This is a genomic window from Sporacetigenium sp. TC11, from assembly GCF_058146105.1.
Genome location: NZ_JBYVNY010000001.1, coordinates 247275 through 264353, shown reverse-complemented (window position 1 = coordinate 264353; position 17079 = coordinate 247275). Strand labels below are relative to the sequence as shown.

The window sequence follows — 17079 nt, the reverse complement described above, 5'->3', positions numbered from 1 at the left end:
ATAAATATTACATGAATGGGAGGAAATAAAATGCAAAAGATGAGTTTAAATGAAATAAGAAGTAAATTCTTAAATTTCTTTGAATCTAAAAATCATTTAGCTGTTGGAAGTTATCCACTAGTACCTCAAAATGATAAGAGCTTATTACTTGTGAATGCAGGAATGGCACCTCTTAAACCATATTTTATGGGCAAAGAAGAGCCACAAAATAAAAGAATGGCCACTTGTCAAAAGTGTATAAGAACTGGTGATATAGAAAATGTAGGTAAAACGGCAAGACATGGGACTTTTTTTGAAATGTTAGGAAACTTCTCATTTGGAGATTACTTTAAAAGAGAATCTATAGAGTGGGGTTGGGAATTTATAACTGAACATCTTAATATGCCACAAGATAAGATATGGGTTTCCGTGTATCAAGATGATGATGAGGCTTTTGATATATGGACTAAAGAAATAGGAGTACCAGTTGAACGTATGGTTAGACTTGGAAAAGAAGATAACTTCTGGGAAATAGGTGTTGGTCCTTGTGGTCCATGTTCAGAGTTATATTTTGATAGAGGAGAAAAATACGGATGTGGTAGTCCTGATTGTAAGCCAGGATGTGACTGTGATAGATTCTTAGAATTTTGGAATCACGTATTTACTCAATTTGATAAAGATGAAGAAGGTAACTATAATAGATTACCAAACCCTAATATAGATACTGGAATGGGCCTTGAGAGAATAGCTTGTATAATGCAGGATGTTGACTCTATATTTGAAATAGATACTATAAAACACGTATTAAACAGCATTGAAAAAGTATCAAGTAAAAAATATGGAGAAGATAAAAAGACAGATGTATCTATAAGAATAATAACTGACCATATAAGAGCTGTAAGCTTCTTAGTTGCAGATGGAGTATTACCATCTAACGAAGGAAGAGGATATGTTTTAAGAAGATTACTTAGAAGAGCATCAAGACATGGAAAGTTACTAGGAGTTAAAGAACCATTTTTATATGAATTAGTAGATGAAGTTATAAAAGTAAGTGGAGATGCTTATCCGGAGTTAGTAGAAAAGCAAGACTACGTTAAAAAGGTAATAAAAATAGAAGAAGAAAAGTTTAATGAAACTATAGACCAAGGAAGCGAAATACTAAACTCATATATAAGTGAATTAAGGGATAATAATATTAATGTTTTAAGTGGAGAAAATGCATTTAAATTATACGATACTTATGGTTTCCCTATAGATTTAACTAGAGAAATCTTAGAAGAAGAAAATCTTTCAATAGATGAAATTGGATTTAATGAGGAAATGCAAAAACAAAGAGAAAGAGCTAGAAGCGCTAGACAAAACAACGATATTGATGGATGGAAAGAAGATACACTTTCAAAACTAGATAAAAGTATAAAAACAGACTTTGAAGGATACAATAATTTCCAAACTTTGGGTACAATAAAAGCTATAGTTAAAGATAATGAAATAGTAGATAGTGCTAAGGTAGGAGATGAAGTTGTAATAATACTTGATAAAACTACTTTATATCCAGAAGGTGGAGGTCAAGTAGGAGATTGTGGACTTCTTGTTAATGAAAATGAAGATATAGTTGTACAAGTAAAAGAAACTAAAAAAGGACCTAATGGTATCATACAACACATAGGCATAGTTAGATCTGGAATTATAAATACACTAGAGACACTAAATACGAAAGTAGATGAAACTACTAGAATGGCTAGTGCTAGAAGTCACTCAGCAACACATATACTACACAAAGCACTTAAAGAAGTACTAGGAGATCATATACAACAAGCAGGGTCTCTTGTTACTCCAGAAAGACTTAGATTTGACTTTACCCATTTTGAGGCCATATCTAAAGAGGAATTACATCAAATAGAATCTAAAGTAAATGAAGTAGTTATGAAAGGTCTTGATATATCTTCAGATAACATGACTATAGAAGAGGCTAAGAAAAAAGGTGCTACTGCATTATTTGGTGAAAAATATGGTGATAATGTAAGAGTTGTAACTATGGGAGATTATTCTATGGAATTATGTGGAGGAACTCACTTAAAAAATACAGCTCAAGTTGGATTATTCAAAATACTATCTGAAAACGGTGTAGCAGCAGGAGTTAGAAGAATAGAAGCTATAACTGGGATGGGTGTATATAACTATATGAGTGAAAAAGAATCAACTATAAGTGAAATATGTTCTCTTCTTAAAACTAAAGAAGACAATATATTAAATAAGGCAAAATCTATAGTTGATGAAAATAAGGAATTAAATAAAGAATTAAATGAAATGAAGACTAAAATTAGTTTGCAATCAGCAGGAGATTTACTTGATAAAAAGATTGTAGTTAAAGGAGTAAACTTAATATCTACAAAGTTTGAAGGCATGGATATGGATACACTTAGAACTACAGCAGACAATATAAGAGATAAGATGAATTCAGGTGTTGTAGTAATTGCAAATATAGCAGATAATAAGGTTAACTTTGTAGTTACAGCAACTAAAGATGTGCTAGAAAAAGGAGTTCACTGTGGAAACATAGTTAGAGAAATTGCTCAAATAGCTGGTGGAAAGGGTGGAGGTAGACCTAATATGGCACAAGCTGGAGCACCGGGTGTATCTAATGTAGATGAAGCTCTAAGTCATGCAGCATTAGTACTTGAAAGTCAAGTTAAGTAATTTGGGGAGCGTTTATACGCTCCTTTTAATCATAATAAAATAAGGGGTGTTATTTATGGATAATAATATGGATTATACTATGAAATTTGAAGCTGTAAATCAAGAAAAAGTTACAGTTGAAGAAGTTATACAATTAGTTCACCAAGCACTAGTAGAAAAAGGATATAATCCTATAAATCAAATTATAGGATATATATTATCAGGAGATTCTAGTTATATAACAAGTCATAATAATGCTAGATCTATAATTAAAAAATTTGAAAGAGATGAGATCTTAGAGGTTATATTACAGGAATATCTAGATAAAAGGTAGGTTAAAAATTATGAAGAAGAAGCTTTTAGCAGTACTTATAGTATTATTTACATTATTAAATACAACAACGAATTTAGTATATGCTAAGCCTAAAGAAAAAGTTATAGTTATAAATATGAATAGAACTAGTCTTACACAATTTATGGAAATACCTTATTTAAATAATGAATTGTCAGAGCGTGGATATGTAGGGCTTATGAATATAAGAGGAGACCAAGGAACAAGTGATAAAAGAGCATATGCAACCATAGGAGCAGGTTCTCGTACCAACATGAATGATGAAGAAGTTATAGACTTTGAAACTGTTAATGATGATAATAAGGTGTTGTATGAAAGTAGTGTTGGACAAAAGGCAGGGTATATAAATAATATAAGTATAAACAACTATATAAAACAAAACGTTGAAGAAGGAGAATATGCTTCAACCTTAGGTTCACTTGGGCAAGCTTTAAAAGAAAATAATTTAAGTGCAGCAGTTATAGGAAATGCAGATATAGGAACTGAAAAAGAAGAATTAAATAGAGATATAGCCTTAATGGCAATGGATAATTTCGGTAGAGTTCAAAAAGGTAATGTAGACAATATAAATGTTGAAGATAACAGAATGCCATTTGGTATAAGAACTGATTATCAAAAATTAGTTTCAGAAACTAAAAACTACTATGATAATAGCGATGTTGTATTTGTTGAATTAGGAGATACTTATAGATTAGATTTATATAGAGATTATTTAAATGAAAAAACTTATGCTAAAACCAAAAAGGAAATATATAATAATATAAGTAATTATTTAAATGAATTATCTAATATTACAAATCCAAATGATAAGATTTATATAGTAAGTTCATTTCCTGGTGATTTAGACTATAAAAACAAAAGAAGATTATCACCAGTATTGTTATTTGATGGTCAAGAAAAGGGATTATTAAGTTCAGCTACTACAAGAAGAGATGGTGTAATTGGAAATGTAGATATAGGTGTAGATATATTAAATAACTTTGGCATAAAATCAGATAAGATGATTGGTAGAAGTTTTGAAAAGATAGATAACGATGACAACATAAATTTCTTAAATTCAGAGTATGAGAAAATTGTATCTGTAGCAGGTATAAGGATGTATATAATAAATACATTTATAGGTAGTGTTGCTATAATGTGGCTAGTTGCCATGGCTGCAATGTTTATTAGAAAGAAAATACCTAATAACAAAGTTGTGTTTAAACCATTGAGAGAGATAATTAAGTTTGGTTTAATAATGCCATTTGTATTTTTAATATCTCCTTTATATAACTTTAAAACTCCTCTAACTATAACCTTAGGTATAGTAATAACTGCAACCGTTGTATATTTAATAGGTATAAAATTATTAAAAAATGACATAAAACAAATGTGTTTATATTCATTTTTAGCAATAGCAGCTATATTAATAGACGCATCGACTGGTTCTTATTTAATGCAAAATGGTATAATGTCTTATGATGCAATAGTTGGAGCTAGATATTATGGTGTAGGAAATGAATATGAGGGAATAACTATAGGTGCTACTATATTTACATTAGCTGCTTTACTAAATTATAAAAAGATACCTAAATGGACAGTAATGGTATTTTCTCTTATAACTTTATTTATAAGTGGATATCCTGGCATGGGAGCAAATGTAGGAGGATCTATATCAAATACTGTTGCCTTTTTATTTTTTATACTTTTAATATACGATATAAAGTTAGATTTAAAGAAAATAATATTGTTAGGTATAATGGCAATGGGAGCAGTAGGAGTTTTTGCTGTAATAGATATAGTTGCAGGAACTCAGTCTCATTTATCAGTATTTATAAATCAAATATTAGTTCAAGGGCCAAGTGCTATAGTTCAGACTTTTGCTAGAAAAATAGCTATGAATGTTCAAATAGCCCAGACTAGTTCATGGAGTAATATATTGTTACTTGCTATAATTATAATAGTAGTGATGATGTTTAAACCACCTACTCATCTCAAAAATTTAGCTAATAAATATCCATATATATTTAAAGGATGGATAGCATCACTAGTCGGATGTATAGTGACGTTATTAGTAAATGATTCAGGAATAGTAGCAGCTGCGACAGCCATAATATATGTACTAATTCCGTTATTAGTTATTACAATAGACATATCTGTTTTAAACAAAAATGATTAGTCAGGAAATTTCCTGACTAATTTTTATGGAGGAAGCTGTTATGGATTATAAAATATTAGGAAAAACTAATTTTAAAGTATCAAAAATGTGTTTTGGTGCCCTTACAATAGGGCCATTACAAAAAAATATGAGTTACAAAGATGGAGCTAAAATAATATTAGAAGCTTTAAATAATGGAGTTAATATTATGGATACGGCAGAGTTATATGGAACATATGGCCATATAAACGAGGCATTAAAAGATTTTGATAGAAGTAAAGTTCATATAATAACTAAATCATATGCATACGATATAAAAACTGCAGAAGAAAGCTTATTTAAGGCTTTAAAAGAAATGAATACGGATTATGTAGATGGATTTTTGCTTCATGAGCAAGAAAGTGAACACACTTTAAGAGGCCACTATGAAGCATTTGAGTATTTTATGAAAATGAAAGATAAGGGATATATAAGATCAATTGGTATATCAACTCATAATGTTGCTGCAGTAAAAGCAGCATCTAAAATACCAGAAGTAGATATAATTCATCCAATAGTAAATAAAGCAGGTATAGGAATACACGATGGAAACATAGATGATATGTTAGATGCTATAAAAGTTGCTAAATCCAATAATATAGGTATATATGCTATGAAACCCTTAGGTGGAGGTAACCTTATAAAGTCATATGATGAAGCATTAAATTTTGTTCTGAATTTAGATTGTATAGATTCTATAGCTGTAGGTATGCAGTCTATAGAAGAAGTACATGCAAATATATTAAAATTTGACAATAAAGAAATACCTGATAATATAAAAGTAAAGCTAAATAATCAAACTAGAGAATTGCAAATACAAGATTGGTGTTTAGTTTGTGGAAAGTGTGTTAAAAATTGTAGTCATAAAGCTCTTACAATAGTAGATAATAAAGTAGTAGTAGATAAAGAAAAATGCGTACTATGTGGATATTGTTCTAAATATTGTAAGGATTTTTGCATAAAAGTTATTTAAGGAGAAAAATTATGATAGGACGTATAATGGGTCTTGATGTAGGAGATAAAACTATAGGTGTTGCAGTTAGTGATTTATTGGGATATACTGCGCAAGGTATAAAAACTGTAAGAAGAGAAAGTATAAAAAAGGATATGGAAGAACTAAAGAACATTATAAAGGAAAAAGAAGTTATAAAAATTGTTTCAGGAATGCCAAAGAATATGAATGGAACTTTGGGGCCTCAAGGAGAAAAGGTAATAAAGTTTTGTGAAAAACTAAGAGAAGAAACAAATTTAGAAGTAGAATTTTGGGATGAGAGACTTACAACAGTTGCAGCGCAACGTTCTTTAATTGAAGCTGACGTAAGTAGACAAAAAAGAAAAAAGGTTATTGATATGCTTGCTGCAGTGTTAATATTACAAGGTTATCTAGATAGGCAAAGCAATTATTAAAAATATATTTGAATATGTATTTATTAAATTTCACATAATAAATATAAACATTTTTCTAAAAACTATATAAAATTTTAATGCAATGGTATATAATGTATTTAAATATTTAGATATGAGGTGAATATAATGGACGAGAACACAGTAAAATTAATAGATGAAGAAGGAAAAGAGCATGAATTTGAAGTTATAATGACTTTAGAAGCAGAAGATAAAGAATATGCTATATTGATGCCTTTAAATGAAGATGAATCAGAAGGTGCTTTAATATTTAGAATAGAAAGCGACGAAGAAGGAGATCTTCTAGTTCCAATAGAAAGTGATGAAGAATACGATACTGTTATAGCAGTGTATGAAACATTAATGGAAGAAGAAGGATTAAACTTTGACGAAGATGAACACGAACATTAATAATTATATATTTTGTGTACATAAAAGACTAACTTTAAGTTAGTCTTTTTTTAATTATAACCTTTGTTATAAATTTCTAAAATTAGGTTAGAATAACTACTATAAAAATTGACAAAAAGGTAGTGATATAATTGAGTAAATTTAAACGTATATGTATAATCATGAGTATAGTAGTTATTATAATCCCTCTTATTACATATGCTTATACCTTTAGCAAAATAAAATCATTTAATACAGAGAATATAAAGCAAACATATTTAAATAAAGAATTAGAAAAAAAGGATGATAGTAAGGTTGTAAATATAATTACAAATCAAAAAGAAGTTATAAATACAAAAGAAGAGGAAAATCTTAAAACCTATAAAGATGTAAATGGTATAACTAATATATTACTTATAGGTATAGATGCGAGAAATAAAAATGAAAAAAGTAGATCAGACACAATGATGATTTTAACAATAGATAATTTGCATAAAACATTGAAGTTAACATCACTAGCTAGAGATACATTAGTTAATATACCTGGGCATGGCTACGAAAAATTAACTCATGCACATGTATATGGAGGGGAAAAACTATTACTTGAGACTATAAATAAAAACTTTAAATTAAATATAAAAAGTTATGCAGTTGTAAATTTTCAATCATTTATAGATATAATAGATACGCTAGGTGGAGTAGAAGTGGATGTTGAAAATACAGAAATAGAGCATCTAAATAAAGTAATATCAGTTTGTTACGACTTTAGTGGAAAAGGAACAGAAGAAGAGCCTATAGAATATATATCTAGCATTGGAATTCAAAATTTAAATGGATATCAAGCTTTAGCCTATGCAAGAATAAGATATAATGACAGTGCATTTAAAAGAGATGAAAGACAAAGAGAAGTTTTACAAAGCTTAACTAAAAAAATATCACAAACTTCTATGACAAAATATCCACAACTTATAAAAGACGTATTAAACCATGTTAAAGTTAATATATCACCTGGTGAAATAATGAAATTAGCTCTAATAGCACATAAGATGGGAAGCTATGATATGAAGCAGCTTCAATTCCCTCTTTCAGAGTATAGAAGTGATGCTAAAGTAAGATTCAAAGAAAATGATATCTTAGTAATAAAGTGGGATAAAGTTAAAAATATAAACAAACTTCATAATTTTATATACAAAGAAGGCCAGGACTTTGAATAAAAGATGCGTATTATGCGCATCTTTTTGTTTATTATATATTGACATTATTGTAAAAATTTATTAAAATACAATTAATAAAGATTATCAATTGAAAATGTAGGTGAAAATTATGAGCGCTATGGATATATTAAAAGAAAGACTTCAAAAGACTGGATTTAAAATAACTCCTCAAAGAAGAGCTGTAGTTGAGATTTTACTTCAAAATAAAGATAATCACCTTAGCAGTGAGGAAATATATGACTTAGTTAGAAAAGATTGTCCAGAGATAGGACTTGCTACTGTATATAGAACTATGCAATTATTAGATGAGATAGGGGTAATTTCAAAACTTAATTTAGATGACGGTTGTATAAGATACGAACTAAGTTTAGATAAAGAAGATAATCACAATCACCATCATTTAATATGTAGAGGATGTTCTAAAATAATGGAAGTAAAAGACGATTTGTTAGAGTCTATAGAAAGCAAAATTGAAGAGACGTATGGGTTTAATATAATAGATCATGACGTAAAATTTTATGGATTATGTCCAAGTTGTAAAGATAAAAAATAAAGCTCTCTTTTCTAAGAGAGCTTTTTTTATTACAAGAATATTATAATTTACCTGGTCTTTGGATAAATTATAATATTCAACTTGAGAAAGGCCCCATATTTCCAAGGTCGTTGGCGACATGAGTAAAGCGAATTTTACACATATATTTTAAATGTATAAAAAACTATTAATAATAAAATTAATACATAAAATACTTCAAGTATGTTGCTAAAAAAATTTCCTACTTTTAAAAAACCTAGAGATATTTTTTTATTAGATAATGGATAGAATATAGGTATACCCATTTTGGTAAATATATCACCTAAAAATAGGTGTGACATATATCCAATACATCCGAAAAAAGCAAGATCTTCTATGTAAGTTATTATTTCTATTTGTTTTAGTATTATGTATGTCAAAACAACAGCAACAATACTGTGAGAGATTCCCCTATGTTTTAGCCAAGGGAATAAAGCTAATAAAGCAGACAATAAAATAAAGGCAATAGGTAGCTTTATAATATATAACACATATCCCATTGTTAAACAAAGTGATGATAATAATATCTTTCTTAAAAAATCATGCTTTAACTTTAAATCTACAATTACTATTGCTATAAACGTTACAATTGAACTAAAAAATAAATTTTTATTTATAGACATAGCTATAAAAAAAATAAGTAAATTTATAGCATATAAAAAACAACGATATATAAATTTAGATGTTTTATGATTTAGTATAGTATTAGAGATAGTTGAATTAGCGCTATCCATATCAGGTATTAATGAACATACAACAGCAACAGCAAAGGTTAAAAAATTAAGAGGTCTTTGAGAAAGTACAGATGCTTCAATTGTAGTTAATATACCTATAGTTAGATGAGTTGTACCACGCATGATATCCTCCTTATTTAGTATAACTTGAGAATATCAAAATTAAAAATATTTGTCAAAATATATAATTTGTCAAATTGACTCTATTTATGTAACTTGAATTGATATTAAAATATTTTGCTATTTATGATACAATTGTAATTAAATGGTAAAATGTGCGTGATGTATATATTTTATTAATTTAGTCGGAATGTATTTGAATAAAAACTCAATGTAAAAAGGAGATGATGATATTGTTTAAAAAGTATGCCAATAAAATCAAAGTTATGGCTTTAGGTGGTTTAAATGAGATTGGTAAAAACATGACTGTAATCGAGTATAAAGACGAAATAATAGTTATTGACTGTGGACTAAGCTTTCCAGAAGATGAGATGCTAGGCATAGATATAGTTATACCTGATGTAAATTATCTAATAAAAAATAGAGATAAGATAAAAGGTATATTTATAACTCACGGACATGAAGACCATATAGGAGCTCTTCCTTATGTACTAAAAAAATTAGATGTTCCTGTATATGGAGCAAAACTTACTTTAGGGTTAATAGAAGTTAAATTAAAAGAGCATAGGCTGAATAATGTAAATTTAAATGTAGTTAGCCCTAGGGATAAAGTGAGCTTCCAAAATCTACAAGTTGAATTTTTAAGAGCTACTCATAGCATACCTGATGCTTTTTCTTTAGCTATACACACAGATCAAGGTATAATATTCCATACTGGTGATTTCAAGGTAGATTTAACGCCAATAGGTGGAGAAATTATGGATTTTCATAGAATATGTGAATTGAGTAAAGAGGGTATATTACTTTTATTAGCTGACAGTACAAATGTTGAAAGACCAGGGTCAACTAAATCAGAAAGAACAGTAGGAGCAACATTAGATGAGGTATTTAGAAAAGCTAGTTCAAGTAGAATAATAGTAGCTACATTTGCATCAAATGTACACAGAGTACAACAAGTGGTAAATTCTGCTCATAAGTTTAATAGAAAAGTAGCAGTATCAGGAAGATCTATGGTAAACGTTGTAAATGTTGGTATAGAACTAGGATACCTAAATATGCCTGAAGAAATGTTAATAGACTTAAATGATATAAATAAATATGACGATAATGAATTAGTTATAATAACTACAGGATCTCAAGGAGAACCTATGGCAGCACTTTCTAGAATGGCTGCAGGCGAACATAAAAAACTAGAAATAAAACATGGAGATTTGATAATTCTATCATCAAGTCCAATACCAGGAAATGAAAAATCAGTATCGAAAGTTATAAACTCTTTGTTTGAAAAAGGTGCTGAGGTTGTATACGATGACATGGCAGATATCCACGTTTCAGGTCATGCTTGTCAAGAAGAATTAAAGCTAATTCATAGATTAACTAATCCTAAGTTCTTTGTTCCAGTCCACGGTGAATATAGACACTTAAAAAGACACGTTGAACTTGCTGAAGAATTAGGAATGCCAAGTCAAAATATATTTATATTAAATAATGGAGATGTATTTGAACTTGATAGAAATTCAGCCAAAATATCAGGCCATATACCGACAGGAAATATATTAGTAGATGGACTTGGAGTTGGAGATGTTGGGAATATAGTTTTAAGAGATAGAAAACATTTATCTGAAGATGGACTTATGATAGTTGTAGTTACTATATCTAGAGAAGATGGTAGAGTACTTTCAGGACCAGATATTATATCAAGAGGGTTTGTATATGTTAGAGAATCTGAAGATCTAATGGATAATGCAAAAACAGTTGTAAAAAATGTTTTAATTGATTGTCAATCTAGGAATATAAAAGAGTGGGCATATCTTAAAAACAGTATAAAAGATAACTTAAGAGATTATTTATATCAAAAAACTAAGAGAAATCCAATGATATTGCCAATAATAATGGAAGTATAATAACATAGTTTATACAAGAGTGAATATAATATAATTGTATTCACTCTTTTTTATTAAATAAAATTATATATGTTTAAAATTTCGCTTGGAGGGATATTATGAATATATACGATAGTGCACATCAATTGGCAAGGACTATAAAGAATAGCAATGAATATAAGGAATTTAAAAAACATATGAGGGAAGTAAAAAAAGATAAAAGAGCATCAAAACTTTTAGAGGATTTAAGAAATAAGCAATTGGAATTACAAAGATCTCAAGTTTTAGGTGAACAAATAGACCAAAATAAAATAAATAAGTTAGAAGAACTATATAAAATAGCTTCTTCAAATCCAAAACTTTCCTATTATCTTCAATCTGAATTAAGATTTATGCAGACAATGGAAGATATAAATAAAATATTAGCAGAGGCAGTAGAGGTTGATTATAAATAATAAGCTAATTAAAAGGAGACTTTATATGGATAAACAAATGATAGATAGTAGATACATAACCAAAGCAGGAATAATAGCAGCATTATATATAGTTTTTACATTAATATTTGCACCTATTAGTTATGGCCCTGTTCAAATAAGATTTGCGCAAGGTTTAATATTACTTGCATTAATAGAGCCAGCAGCAATACCTGGAATATTCATAGGATGTATTTTTGCTAATCTTTCAAGTCCATTTGGTGTTGCAGATGTATTTCTAGGCTCATTTATATCATTAATAGCAGCTTATTTAACAAGTAATGCTCCTAATAGATGGTTAGGAGTTCTACCTCCGGTTATACTAAATGGATTTTTAGTTTCAGCATATTTAGTTGTATTAGCACCAAGTGTATTAGGAGAAAGATGGGCATATTGGCCTACGGTAGGGTCTATAATAATAGGAGAACTTATATCAGTAGGAATAGTTGGCAATGTAGTTTTAGAGGCTTATAAAAGAATAACAAAAGAATAATTTATAGTCTGGCATATATTGCTAGACTTTTTTTGTATAATTTATTTTGAAATGAAACATTACTAAGTATAAGTATATTTTTAAATAAGCTTATAGGAGGGTGACGTGAGAGTAATTATTTTAACTATAATACTATTTTTTTTGAATTATGACTTAGTATTATCAATAGATAAACCCATAAAAGAAGATAATGAAATTTTAATAGATATAAGTGCTGTAGGAGATATAATAATACACAGTAGTCAACTTGATGCACAATACGATAGAAATTCTAAAAAATACGACTTCCATAATAACTTTAAGTATGTAAGTAATTATATAAAAAAATCTGATTTATCAATAGCAAACTTAGAAACTACCTTAGCAGGAGAAGAAAATGGATATTCAGGATATCCAAAATTTAATTCTCCAGATTCATTGGCGGATGCACTTAAAAAGTCTGGATTTGATTTAATATCAATTGTAAATAATCATACATTAGACTATGGTATACAAGGTTTTGAAAGAACTATAGGTGTACTAGAAAAAAATAAATTAAATCCTTTAGGAATTAAAAGAAAAATAGATGATAAAAGATATGAAATAAAAGACATAAAAGGAATAAAAGTAGGGATTATTTCTTATACATATGAAACACCATCTCTAGATGGGTATAAAACTATAAATAACATAAAAATTCCACATGAAGTTAAAGATTTAATGAATACTTTTAATCCAAATAATCTAACTAATGAAATACCAAAGATTCAAAGTGAAATACAAAATATGAAAAAAGATGGAGCAGAACTTATTATATTTGTAATTCATTGGGGAAATGAATATAATTTAAAGCCAAATTATAGTCAAAAGATTTTAGCTAAGGCTCTTGCAAATAGTGATGTAGATATAATATTAGGTTCACATCCACATGTTATACAGCCTGTAGATGTGGTAAATTCTAATAATAGTAATCACAAGACGTTAGTTGCTTATTCAATGGGAAATTTTTTATCTAATCAAAGGTTTGAAATGACTGGAAGTACATATACAGAAAATGGAGTTATACTAAATATAGAAGTTAAAAAGAATTTAACTACAAAACAAGTTAGTATAGATAAAGTCAGTTATAAACCTACATGGGTATACAAATATTATAATAATGATGATGGTAAAATTGTATATGAAATATTACCTGTATTAGACTGCTTAAAAAGTTATGAAAAATTTAAGATATATGATTCAGAAACTCAAACTCGTATACAAAAATCTTTTAGAAATACAAATAGAGTAATAAACTCAAATTATTAAAATGTTCCAGTTCGTATAAAATTTGAACAAAAGTGTAAAAATATTCTTAAATACAAATAGCGAGAGGTGAAAAGCATGAAAAAAATAATGAGTATGATTGTGGCATTTGCAATTGTAATATCTTGCACTACTGTAACATTTGCAAAAGACCAGGCGACATTGAACTTAGCATCTCAATCAGCAGTGCTGATGGATGTAGGAAGTGGGCAAGTATTGTTTGAAAAAAACTCTCATGAAAAGCTTCCACCAGCTAGTGTTACTAAGGTAATGACATTATTATTAATATCAGAAGCTTTAGACAGTGAAAAAATAAAGTTAACTGATAAGGTTCAAATTAGTGAAAGAGCAGCAGAAATGGGTGGAAGTCAAATATTCCTAGAGCCTGGAGAGATACAAACTGTTGAAAATCTGATTAAAGGTATAGCAGTTGCCTCAGGGAATGATGCTTGCGTTGCAATGGCTGAATATGTAGGTGGAAGTGAAGAAAGCTTTGTTAAAATGATGAATGACAAGGCTAAAGAATTGGGAATGAAAAATACTAATTTTGTAAATACAAATGGACTTCCAGTAGAAAATCATTATACAACAGCTAACGATATAGCTTTAATGTCAAAGGAATTATTAAAACATGACTCTATGCATAAATACTTAACAACTTGGATGGATGAAGTAGTAGTAGGTAAAAAACAAGCTAAAATAGGTCTAGCAAATACTAATAAATTAATAAGACATTATCAAGGTGCTACAGGAGTAAAAACAGGATTTACTCAAGAGGCTAAATATTGTTTATCAGCTGCAGCTAAAAGAGGCGATACTCACTTAGTAGCTGCTACATTAGGAGCAGCTACATCTAAAGAAAGATTTAATGATGCTTCATCTTTACTAAACTACGGATTTGCAAATTATGAAAGCGTTAAACTTTGCTCTAAAGGAGATTTATTAGCTACATTAACAATGGATAAAGCAGAAAAAAATAAAGTTAAATTAACAGCTAAAAATGATTTAACAGCTTTAATAAAGAAAGGCGAAAAGAAAAATTTCACTAAGAAAGTAACTGTAAATGAAAATCCTAAGTTGCCTATACAAAAAGGTGAAAAGGTAGGAGAAGTTAAAATTTATAAAGATAAAAAGCTAGTAGGAAAAGTAGATTTAGTAACAAATAAAGAAGTTAAAAAAGCTGGATATATTAAAATGATAGAAAGATTATTTGATTCAATGATATAGCAAAAAAGGTCTAGTATTTATACTAGACCTTTTTATTTGAGCAACGGACCTAGTTCTCAAGGTCGTTAGCGACATGAGCGTAGCGAATTTTTTATTAGGTGGTTTAACGAATTTTATAGTTTTGCATAAACTATTTTGATATAATATAGTTTATACAAAAAATGTAATATTAGGAGAGATTTATATGGATATATTGATTAAATATTTAGTAATAATACCTGCTATATTAGTAGCTATATCGGTGCATGAATTTGGCCATGCAGCAGTTGCATATATGCTTGGAGATTCTACAGCAAAAGATTCTGGAAGAATGACCCTAGATCCACTAAAACATATAGATCCTATAGGTTTTTTAATGCTTATAATTGCTAGAATAGGATGGGCGAGACCTGTACCTGTAAATCCAAGGAATTTCAAACATGAAAGATTAGGAAATATATTAGTATCCCTTGCTGGATCTTTTTTTAATATATTAACAGCAATATTGTTTATATACATTATAAACTATCAAAATATAAATATATTTGCATTAAACCAAATGTTAGAAGCTATGGTAATGTATAATATAGGATTTGGTGCTTTTAACTTACTACCTATACCTCCTCTAGATGGATGGGGTGTAGTGTCATCATTATTGCCTAGAAGCGCTAGCGAATTTGCATATAAGTTTGAAGGTATAGGCTCTATAATTCTTATAGTATTAATATTTACAAATACATTTTCAATATTATTAAATCCTATATATGGAGTAATAAATACTATAATATCTTTTGTTGTGATATAGATTTAGATAGGTGGTAGCAAATTATGAAATACAACATACATTTACAGATTTATGAAGGTCCGCTAGATTTATTATATGATCTTATAACAAAGCAAAAGATAGATATAAAAGATATATCTATTTTTGAAATAACAAATCAATATATAAGTTATTTGGATACCATGGGAAAAATGGATTTAGAGATAACTAGTGATTTTATAACTATGGCATGTAAGCTTCTTGAAATAAAGTCTAAGTATTTACTTTATAAACAAAGACAAGATGAAGTAGAAGAAGATCCTAGAAAAGAGCTTATGGAAAAATTAGTTGAATATAGAAAATTTAAAGATGCTTCCCAATTTTTAAAGGATAGAGTAGATTACAGTGTAGATATATTTTATCGCAAAAAAGAAGAAGTATTAATTGATGATAAACCTGATTTATCTAATTTAACTTTAGATGATTTAATGAATATGTTTCCTAAAATTATAAAAGTAGAACAAAATCAAGAAATAAAAGATGAAAACTTAAAAAAAATATACAAAGCTCCTATTATATCAATAGAGAAAAAGATAAACTATATTAGATTTATTATGAATAAAGAAGATAAAGTTTTATTTAGGAATTTAATAAAGATAGAAAGTAAGGATGAAATAATAGCAACATTTCTATCAATGCTAGAACTTATAAAAACTAAAGAAATAGAAATACTACAAGAAAATTTCTTTGAAGATATAATATTAAAGAAAAAGAAAGAGTGATATTAATGAAAAGAGAAGATATAAAGTACATAATAGAAGCTATTATGTTTTCATATGCAGAGCCGATATCAGTAAAAGAACTAAGGGATATAATAAATCCAGAGTTTGATGTAAGAGAAATAGAGATTATGTTAAACAATCTTATAAATGAATATGTAGAAAATAATAGAGGTATGCAGATTATAAGGCTAGAAGATAAATACCAAATGTGTACTAATAAATTGTATTCAGATTACATAAAAAAAATTCTGGAGCCACAAAAGAAAAAAACAATAACTCAAGCGACATTGGAAGCTTTAACTATAATAGCTTATAAACAGCCGATAACTAAAGTAGAAGTAGATGAAATAAGAGGCGTTAAAAGTGATAAAGCTATATCAACTCTTAGTGAGTATGGCCTTATAAAAGAAGCTGGAAGGCTTAATAAAATAGGAAAACCTATATTATATAAAACTACTGATGAATTTTTAAGATTATTTAATATAGAAAAAATAGAAGAACTTCCAAATATAGAAGGCTTTGAAGCAGATATTAATAATAATTTAGATAATCAAAAGAGCTAGGATTAAATATCCTAGC

At 28.3% G+C, this 17079-nt stretch carries 17 protein-coding genes; 16 read left to right on the top strand and 1 reads right to left on the bottom strand.

Annotated features, from left to right (window positions below; all coding sequences use genetic code 11):
- Positions 1-30 precede the first annotated feature (30 nt).
- The 8 genes from alaS to ACUSRV_RS01245 all read left to right on the top strand — a co-directional run bounded on the left by alaS (position 31) and on the right by ACUSRV_RS01245 (position 8744).
- A complete protein-coding gene (gene alaS, locus ACUSRV_RS01280; protein WP_490140097.1) occupies positions 31-2676 on the top strand; it encodes an alanine--tRNA ligase in 2646 nt (881 codons plus the stop codon).
- 55 nt (positions 2677-2731) lie between these two features.
- Positions 2732-2989, top strand: coding sequence for an IreB family regulatory phosphoprotein (locus ACUSRV_RS01275; protein ID WP_490140096.1), 258 nt, complete (start codon positions 2732-2734; stop codon positions 2987-2989).
- 10 nt (positions 2990-2999) lie between these two features.
- A complete protein-coding gene (locus ACUSRV_RS01270) occupies positions 3000-5165 on the top strand; it encodes a hypothetical protein (protein WP_490140095.1) in 2166 nt (721 codons plus the stop codon).
- Between the two features lie 40 nt (positions 5166-5205).
- Complete coding sequence (locus tag ACUSRV_RS01265; protein ID WP_490140094.1) at positions 5206-6156, top strand: aldo/keto reductase; 951 nt, start codon at positions 5206-5208, stop codon at positions 6154-6156.
- An 8-nt stretch (positions 6157-6164) separates the two neighbouring features.
- Positions 6165-6590 carry a Holliday junction resolvase RuvX gene (gene ruvX / locus ACUSRV_RS01260; RefSeq protein WP_490140414.1) on the top strand — a complete coding sequence of 142 codons (426 nt, stop codon included), beginning with the start codon at positions 6165-6167 and terminating at the stop codon, positions 6588-6590.
- A gap of 126 nt (positions 6591-6716) precedes the next feature.
- A complete protein-coding gene (locus ACUSRV_RS01255; protein ID WP_490140093.1) occupies positions 6717-6998 on the top strand; it encodes a DUF1292 domain-containing protein in 282 nt (93 codons plus the stop codon).
- Positions 6999-7129: 131 nt separating this feature from the next.
- Entirely contained in the window at positions 7130-8191 is a 1062-nt protein-coding gene (locus tag ACUSRV_RS01250) for an LCP family protein (protein ID WP_490140092.1), read from the top strand.
- A gap of 109 nt (positions 8192-8300) precedes the next feature.
- Positions 8301-8744 carry a Fur family transcriptional regulator gene (locus ACUSRV_RS01245; protein WP_490140091.1) on the top strand — a complete coding sequence of 148 codons (444 nt, stop codon included), beginning with the start codon at positions 8301-8303 and terminating at the stop codon, positions 8742-8744.
- 134 nt (positions 8745-8878) lie between these two features.
- On the opposite strand, the gene ACUSRV_RS01240 is transcribed toward ACUSRV_RS01245, so the two are convergent.
- Positions 8879-9619: a metal-dependent hydrolase gene (locus ACUSRV_RS01240; protein WP_490140090.1), complete on the bottom strand. Its 741-nt coding sequence runs from the start codon at positions 9617-9619 to the stop codon at positions 8879-8881.
- 224 nt (positions 9620-9843) lie between these two features.
- On the opposite strand from ACUSRV_RS01240, the gene ACUSRV_RS01235 reads away from it, so the two are divergent.
- From ACUSRV_RS01235 to scpB, 8 genes are all read left to right on the top strand, one after another.
- Positions 9844-11520 (top strand): ribonuclease J, encoded by a 1677-nt coding sequence (locus tag ACUSRV_RS01235; RefSeq protein WP_490140089.1) that lies wholly within the window; start codon positions 9844-9846, stop codon positions 11518-11520.
- A gap of 98 nt (positions 11521-11618) precedes the next feature.
- Positions 11619-11954 (top strand): YlbF family regulator, encoded by a 336-nt coding sequence (locus ACUSRV_RS01230; protein ID WP_490140088.1) that lies wholly within the window; start codon positions 11619-11621, stop codon positions 11952-11954.
- Positions 11955-11979: 25 nt separating this feature from the next.
- On the top strand, positions 11980-12465 hold the full coding sequence (locus tag ACUSRV_RS01225) for a QueT transporter family protein (RefSeq protein ID WP_490140087.1): 486 nt from the start codon (positions 11980-11982) through the stop codon (positions 12463-12465).
- Between the two features lie 105 nt (positions 12466-12570).
- A complete protein-coding gene (locus tag ACUSRV_RS01220) occupies positions 12571-13752 on the top strand; it encodes a CapA family protein (RefSeq protein ID WP_490140086.1) in 1182 nt (393 codons plus the stop codon).
- A gap of 75 nt (positions 13753-13827) precedes the next feature.
- Positions 13828-14976, top strand: a complete 1149-nt coding sequence (locus ACUSRV_RS01215; protein ID WP_490140085.1) for a D-alanyl-D-alanine carboxypeptidase family protein — start codon at positions 13828-13830, stop codon at positions 14974-14976.
- 184 nt (positions 14977-15160) lie between these two features.
- Positions 15161-15760 carry a site-2 protease family protein gene (locus ACUSRV_RS01210; protein ID WP_490140084.1) on the top strand — a complete coding sequence of 200 codons (600 nt, stop codon included), beginning with the start codon at positions 15161-15163 and terminating at the stop codon, positions 15758-15760.
- Between the two features lie 23 nt (positions 15761-15783).
- Complete coding sequence (locus tag ACUSRV_RS01205) at positions 15784-16500, top strand: segregation and condensation protein A (protein WP_490140083.1); 717 nt, start codon at positions 15784-15786, stop codon at positions 16498-16500.
- A 5-nt stretch (positions 16501-16505) separates the two neighbouring features.
- Positions 16506-17063: an SMC-Scp complex subunit ScpB gene (gene scpB / locus ACUSRV_RS01200; RefSeq protein ID WP_490140082.1), complete on the top strand. Its 558-nt coding sequence runs from the start codon at positions 16506-16508 to the stop codon at positions 17061-17063.
- Positions 17064-17079 lie beyond the last annotated feature (16 nt).

What these genes read in the sequence shown, in the direction of transcription:
- alaS (WP_490140097.1), top strand. Translation starts at nt 31, where the DNA reads ATGCAAAAGATGAGTTTAAATGAAATAAGAAGTAAATTCTTAAATTTC.
- ACUSRV_RS01275 (WP_490140096.1), top strand. Translation starts at nt 2,732, where the DNA reads ATGGATAATAATATGGATTATACTATGAAATTTGAAGCTGTAAATCAA.
- ACUSRV_RS01265 (WP_490140094.1), top strand. Translation starts at nt 5,206, where the DNA reads ATGGATTATAAAATATTAGGAAAAACTAATTTTAAAGTATCAAAAATG.
- ACUSRV_RS01235 (WP_490140089.1), top strand. Translation starts at nt 9,844, where the DNA reads ATGATATTGTTTAAAAAGTATGCCAATAAAATCAAAGTTATGGCTTTA.
- ACUSRV_RS01225 (WP_490140087.1), top strand. Translation starts at nt 11,980, where the DNA reads ATGGATAAACAAATGATAGATAGTAGATACATAACCAAAGCAGGAATA.
- ACUSRV_RS01215 (WP_490140085.1), top strand. Translation starts at nt 13,828, where the DNA reads ATGAAAAAAATAATGAGTATGATTGTGGCATTTGCAATTGTAATATCT.
- ACUSRV_RS01240 (WP_490140090.1), bottom strand. Translation starts at nt 9,619, where the DNA reads ATGCGTGGTACAACTCATCTAACTATAGGTATATTAACTACAATTGAA.
- ACUSRV_RS01255 (WP_490140093.1), top strand. Translation starts at nt 6,717, where the DNA reads ATGGACGAGAACACAGTAAAATTAATAGATGAAGAAGGAAAAGAGCAT.
- ACUSRV_RS01205 (WP_490140083.1), top strand. Translation starts at nt 15,784, where the DNA reads ATGAAATACAACATACATTTACAGATTTATGAAGGTCCGCTAGATTTA.
- ACUSRV_RS01270 (WP_490140095.1), top strand. Translation starts at nt 3,000, where the DNA reads ATGAAGAAGAAGCTTTTAGCAGTACTTATAGTATTATTTACATTATTA.
- ACUSRV_RS01245 (WP_490140091.1), top strand. Translation starts at nt 8,301, where the DNA reads ATGAGCGCTATGGATATATTAAAAGAAAGACTTCAAAAGACTGGATTT.
- scpB (WP_490140082.1), top strand. Translation starts at nt 16,506, where the DNA reads ATGAAAAGAGAAGATATAAAGTACATAATAGAAGCTATTATGTTTTCA.
- ACUSRV_RS01210 (WP_490140084.1), top strand. Translation starts at nt 15,161, where the DNA reads ATGGATATATTGATTAAATATTTAGTAATAATACCTGCTATATTAGTA.
- ACUSRV_RS01230 (WP_490140088.1), top strand. Translation starts at nt 11,619, where the DNA reads ATGAATATATACGATAGTGCACATCAATTGGCAAGGACTATAAAGAAT.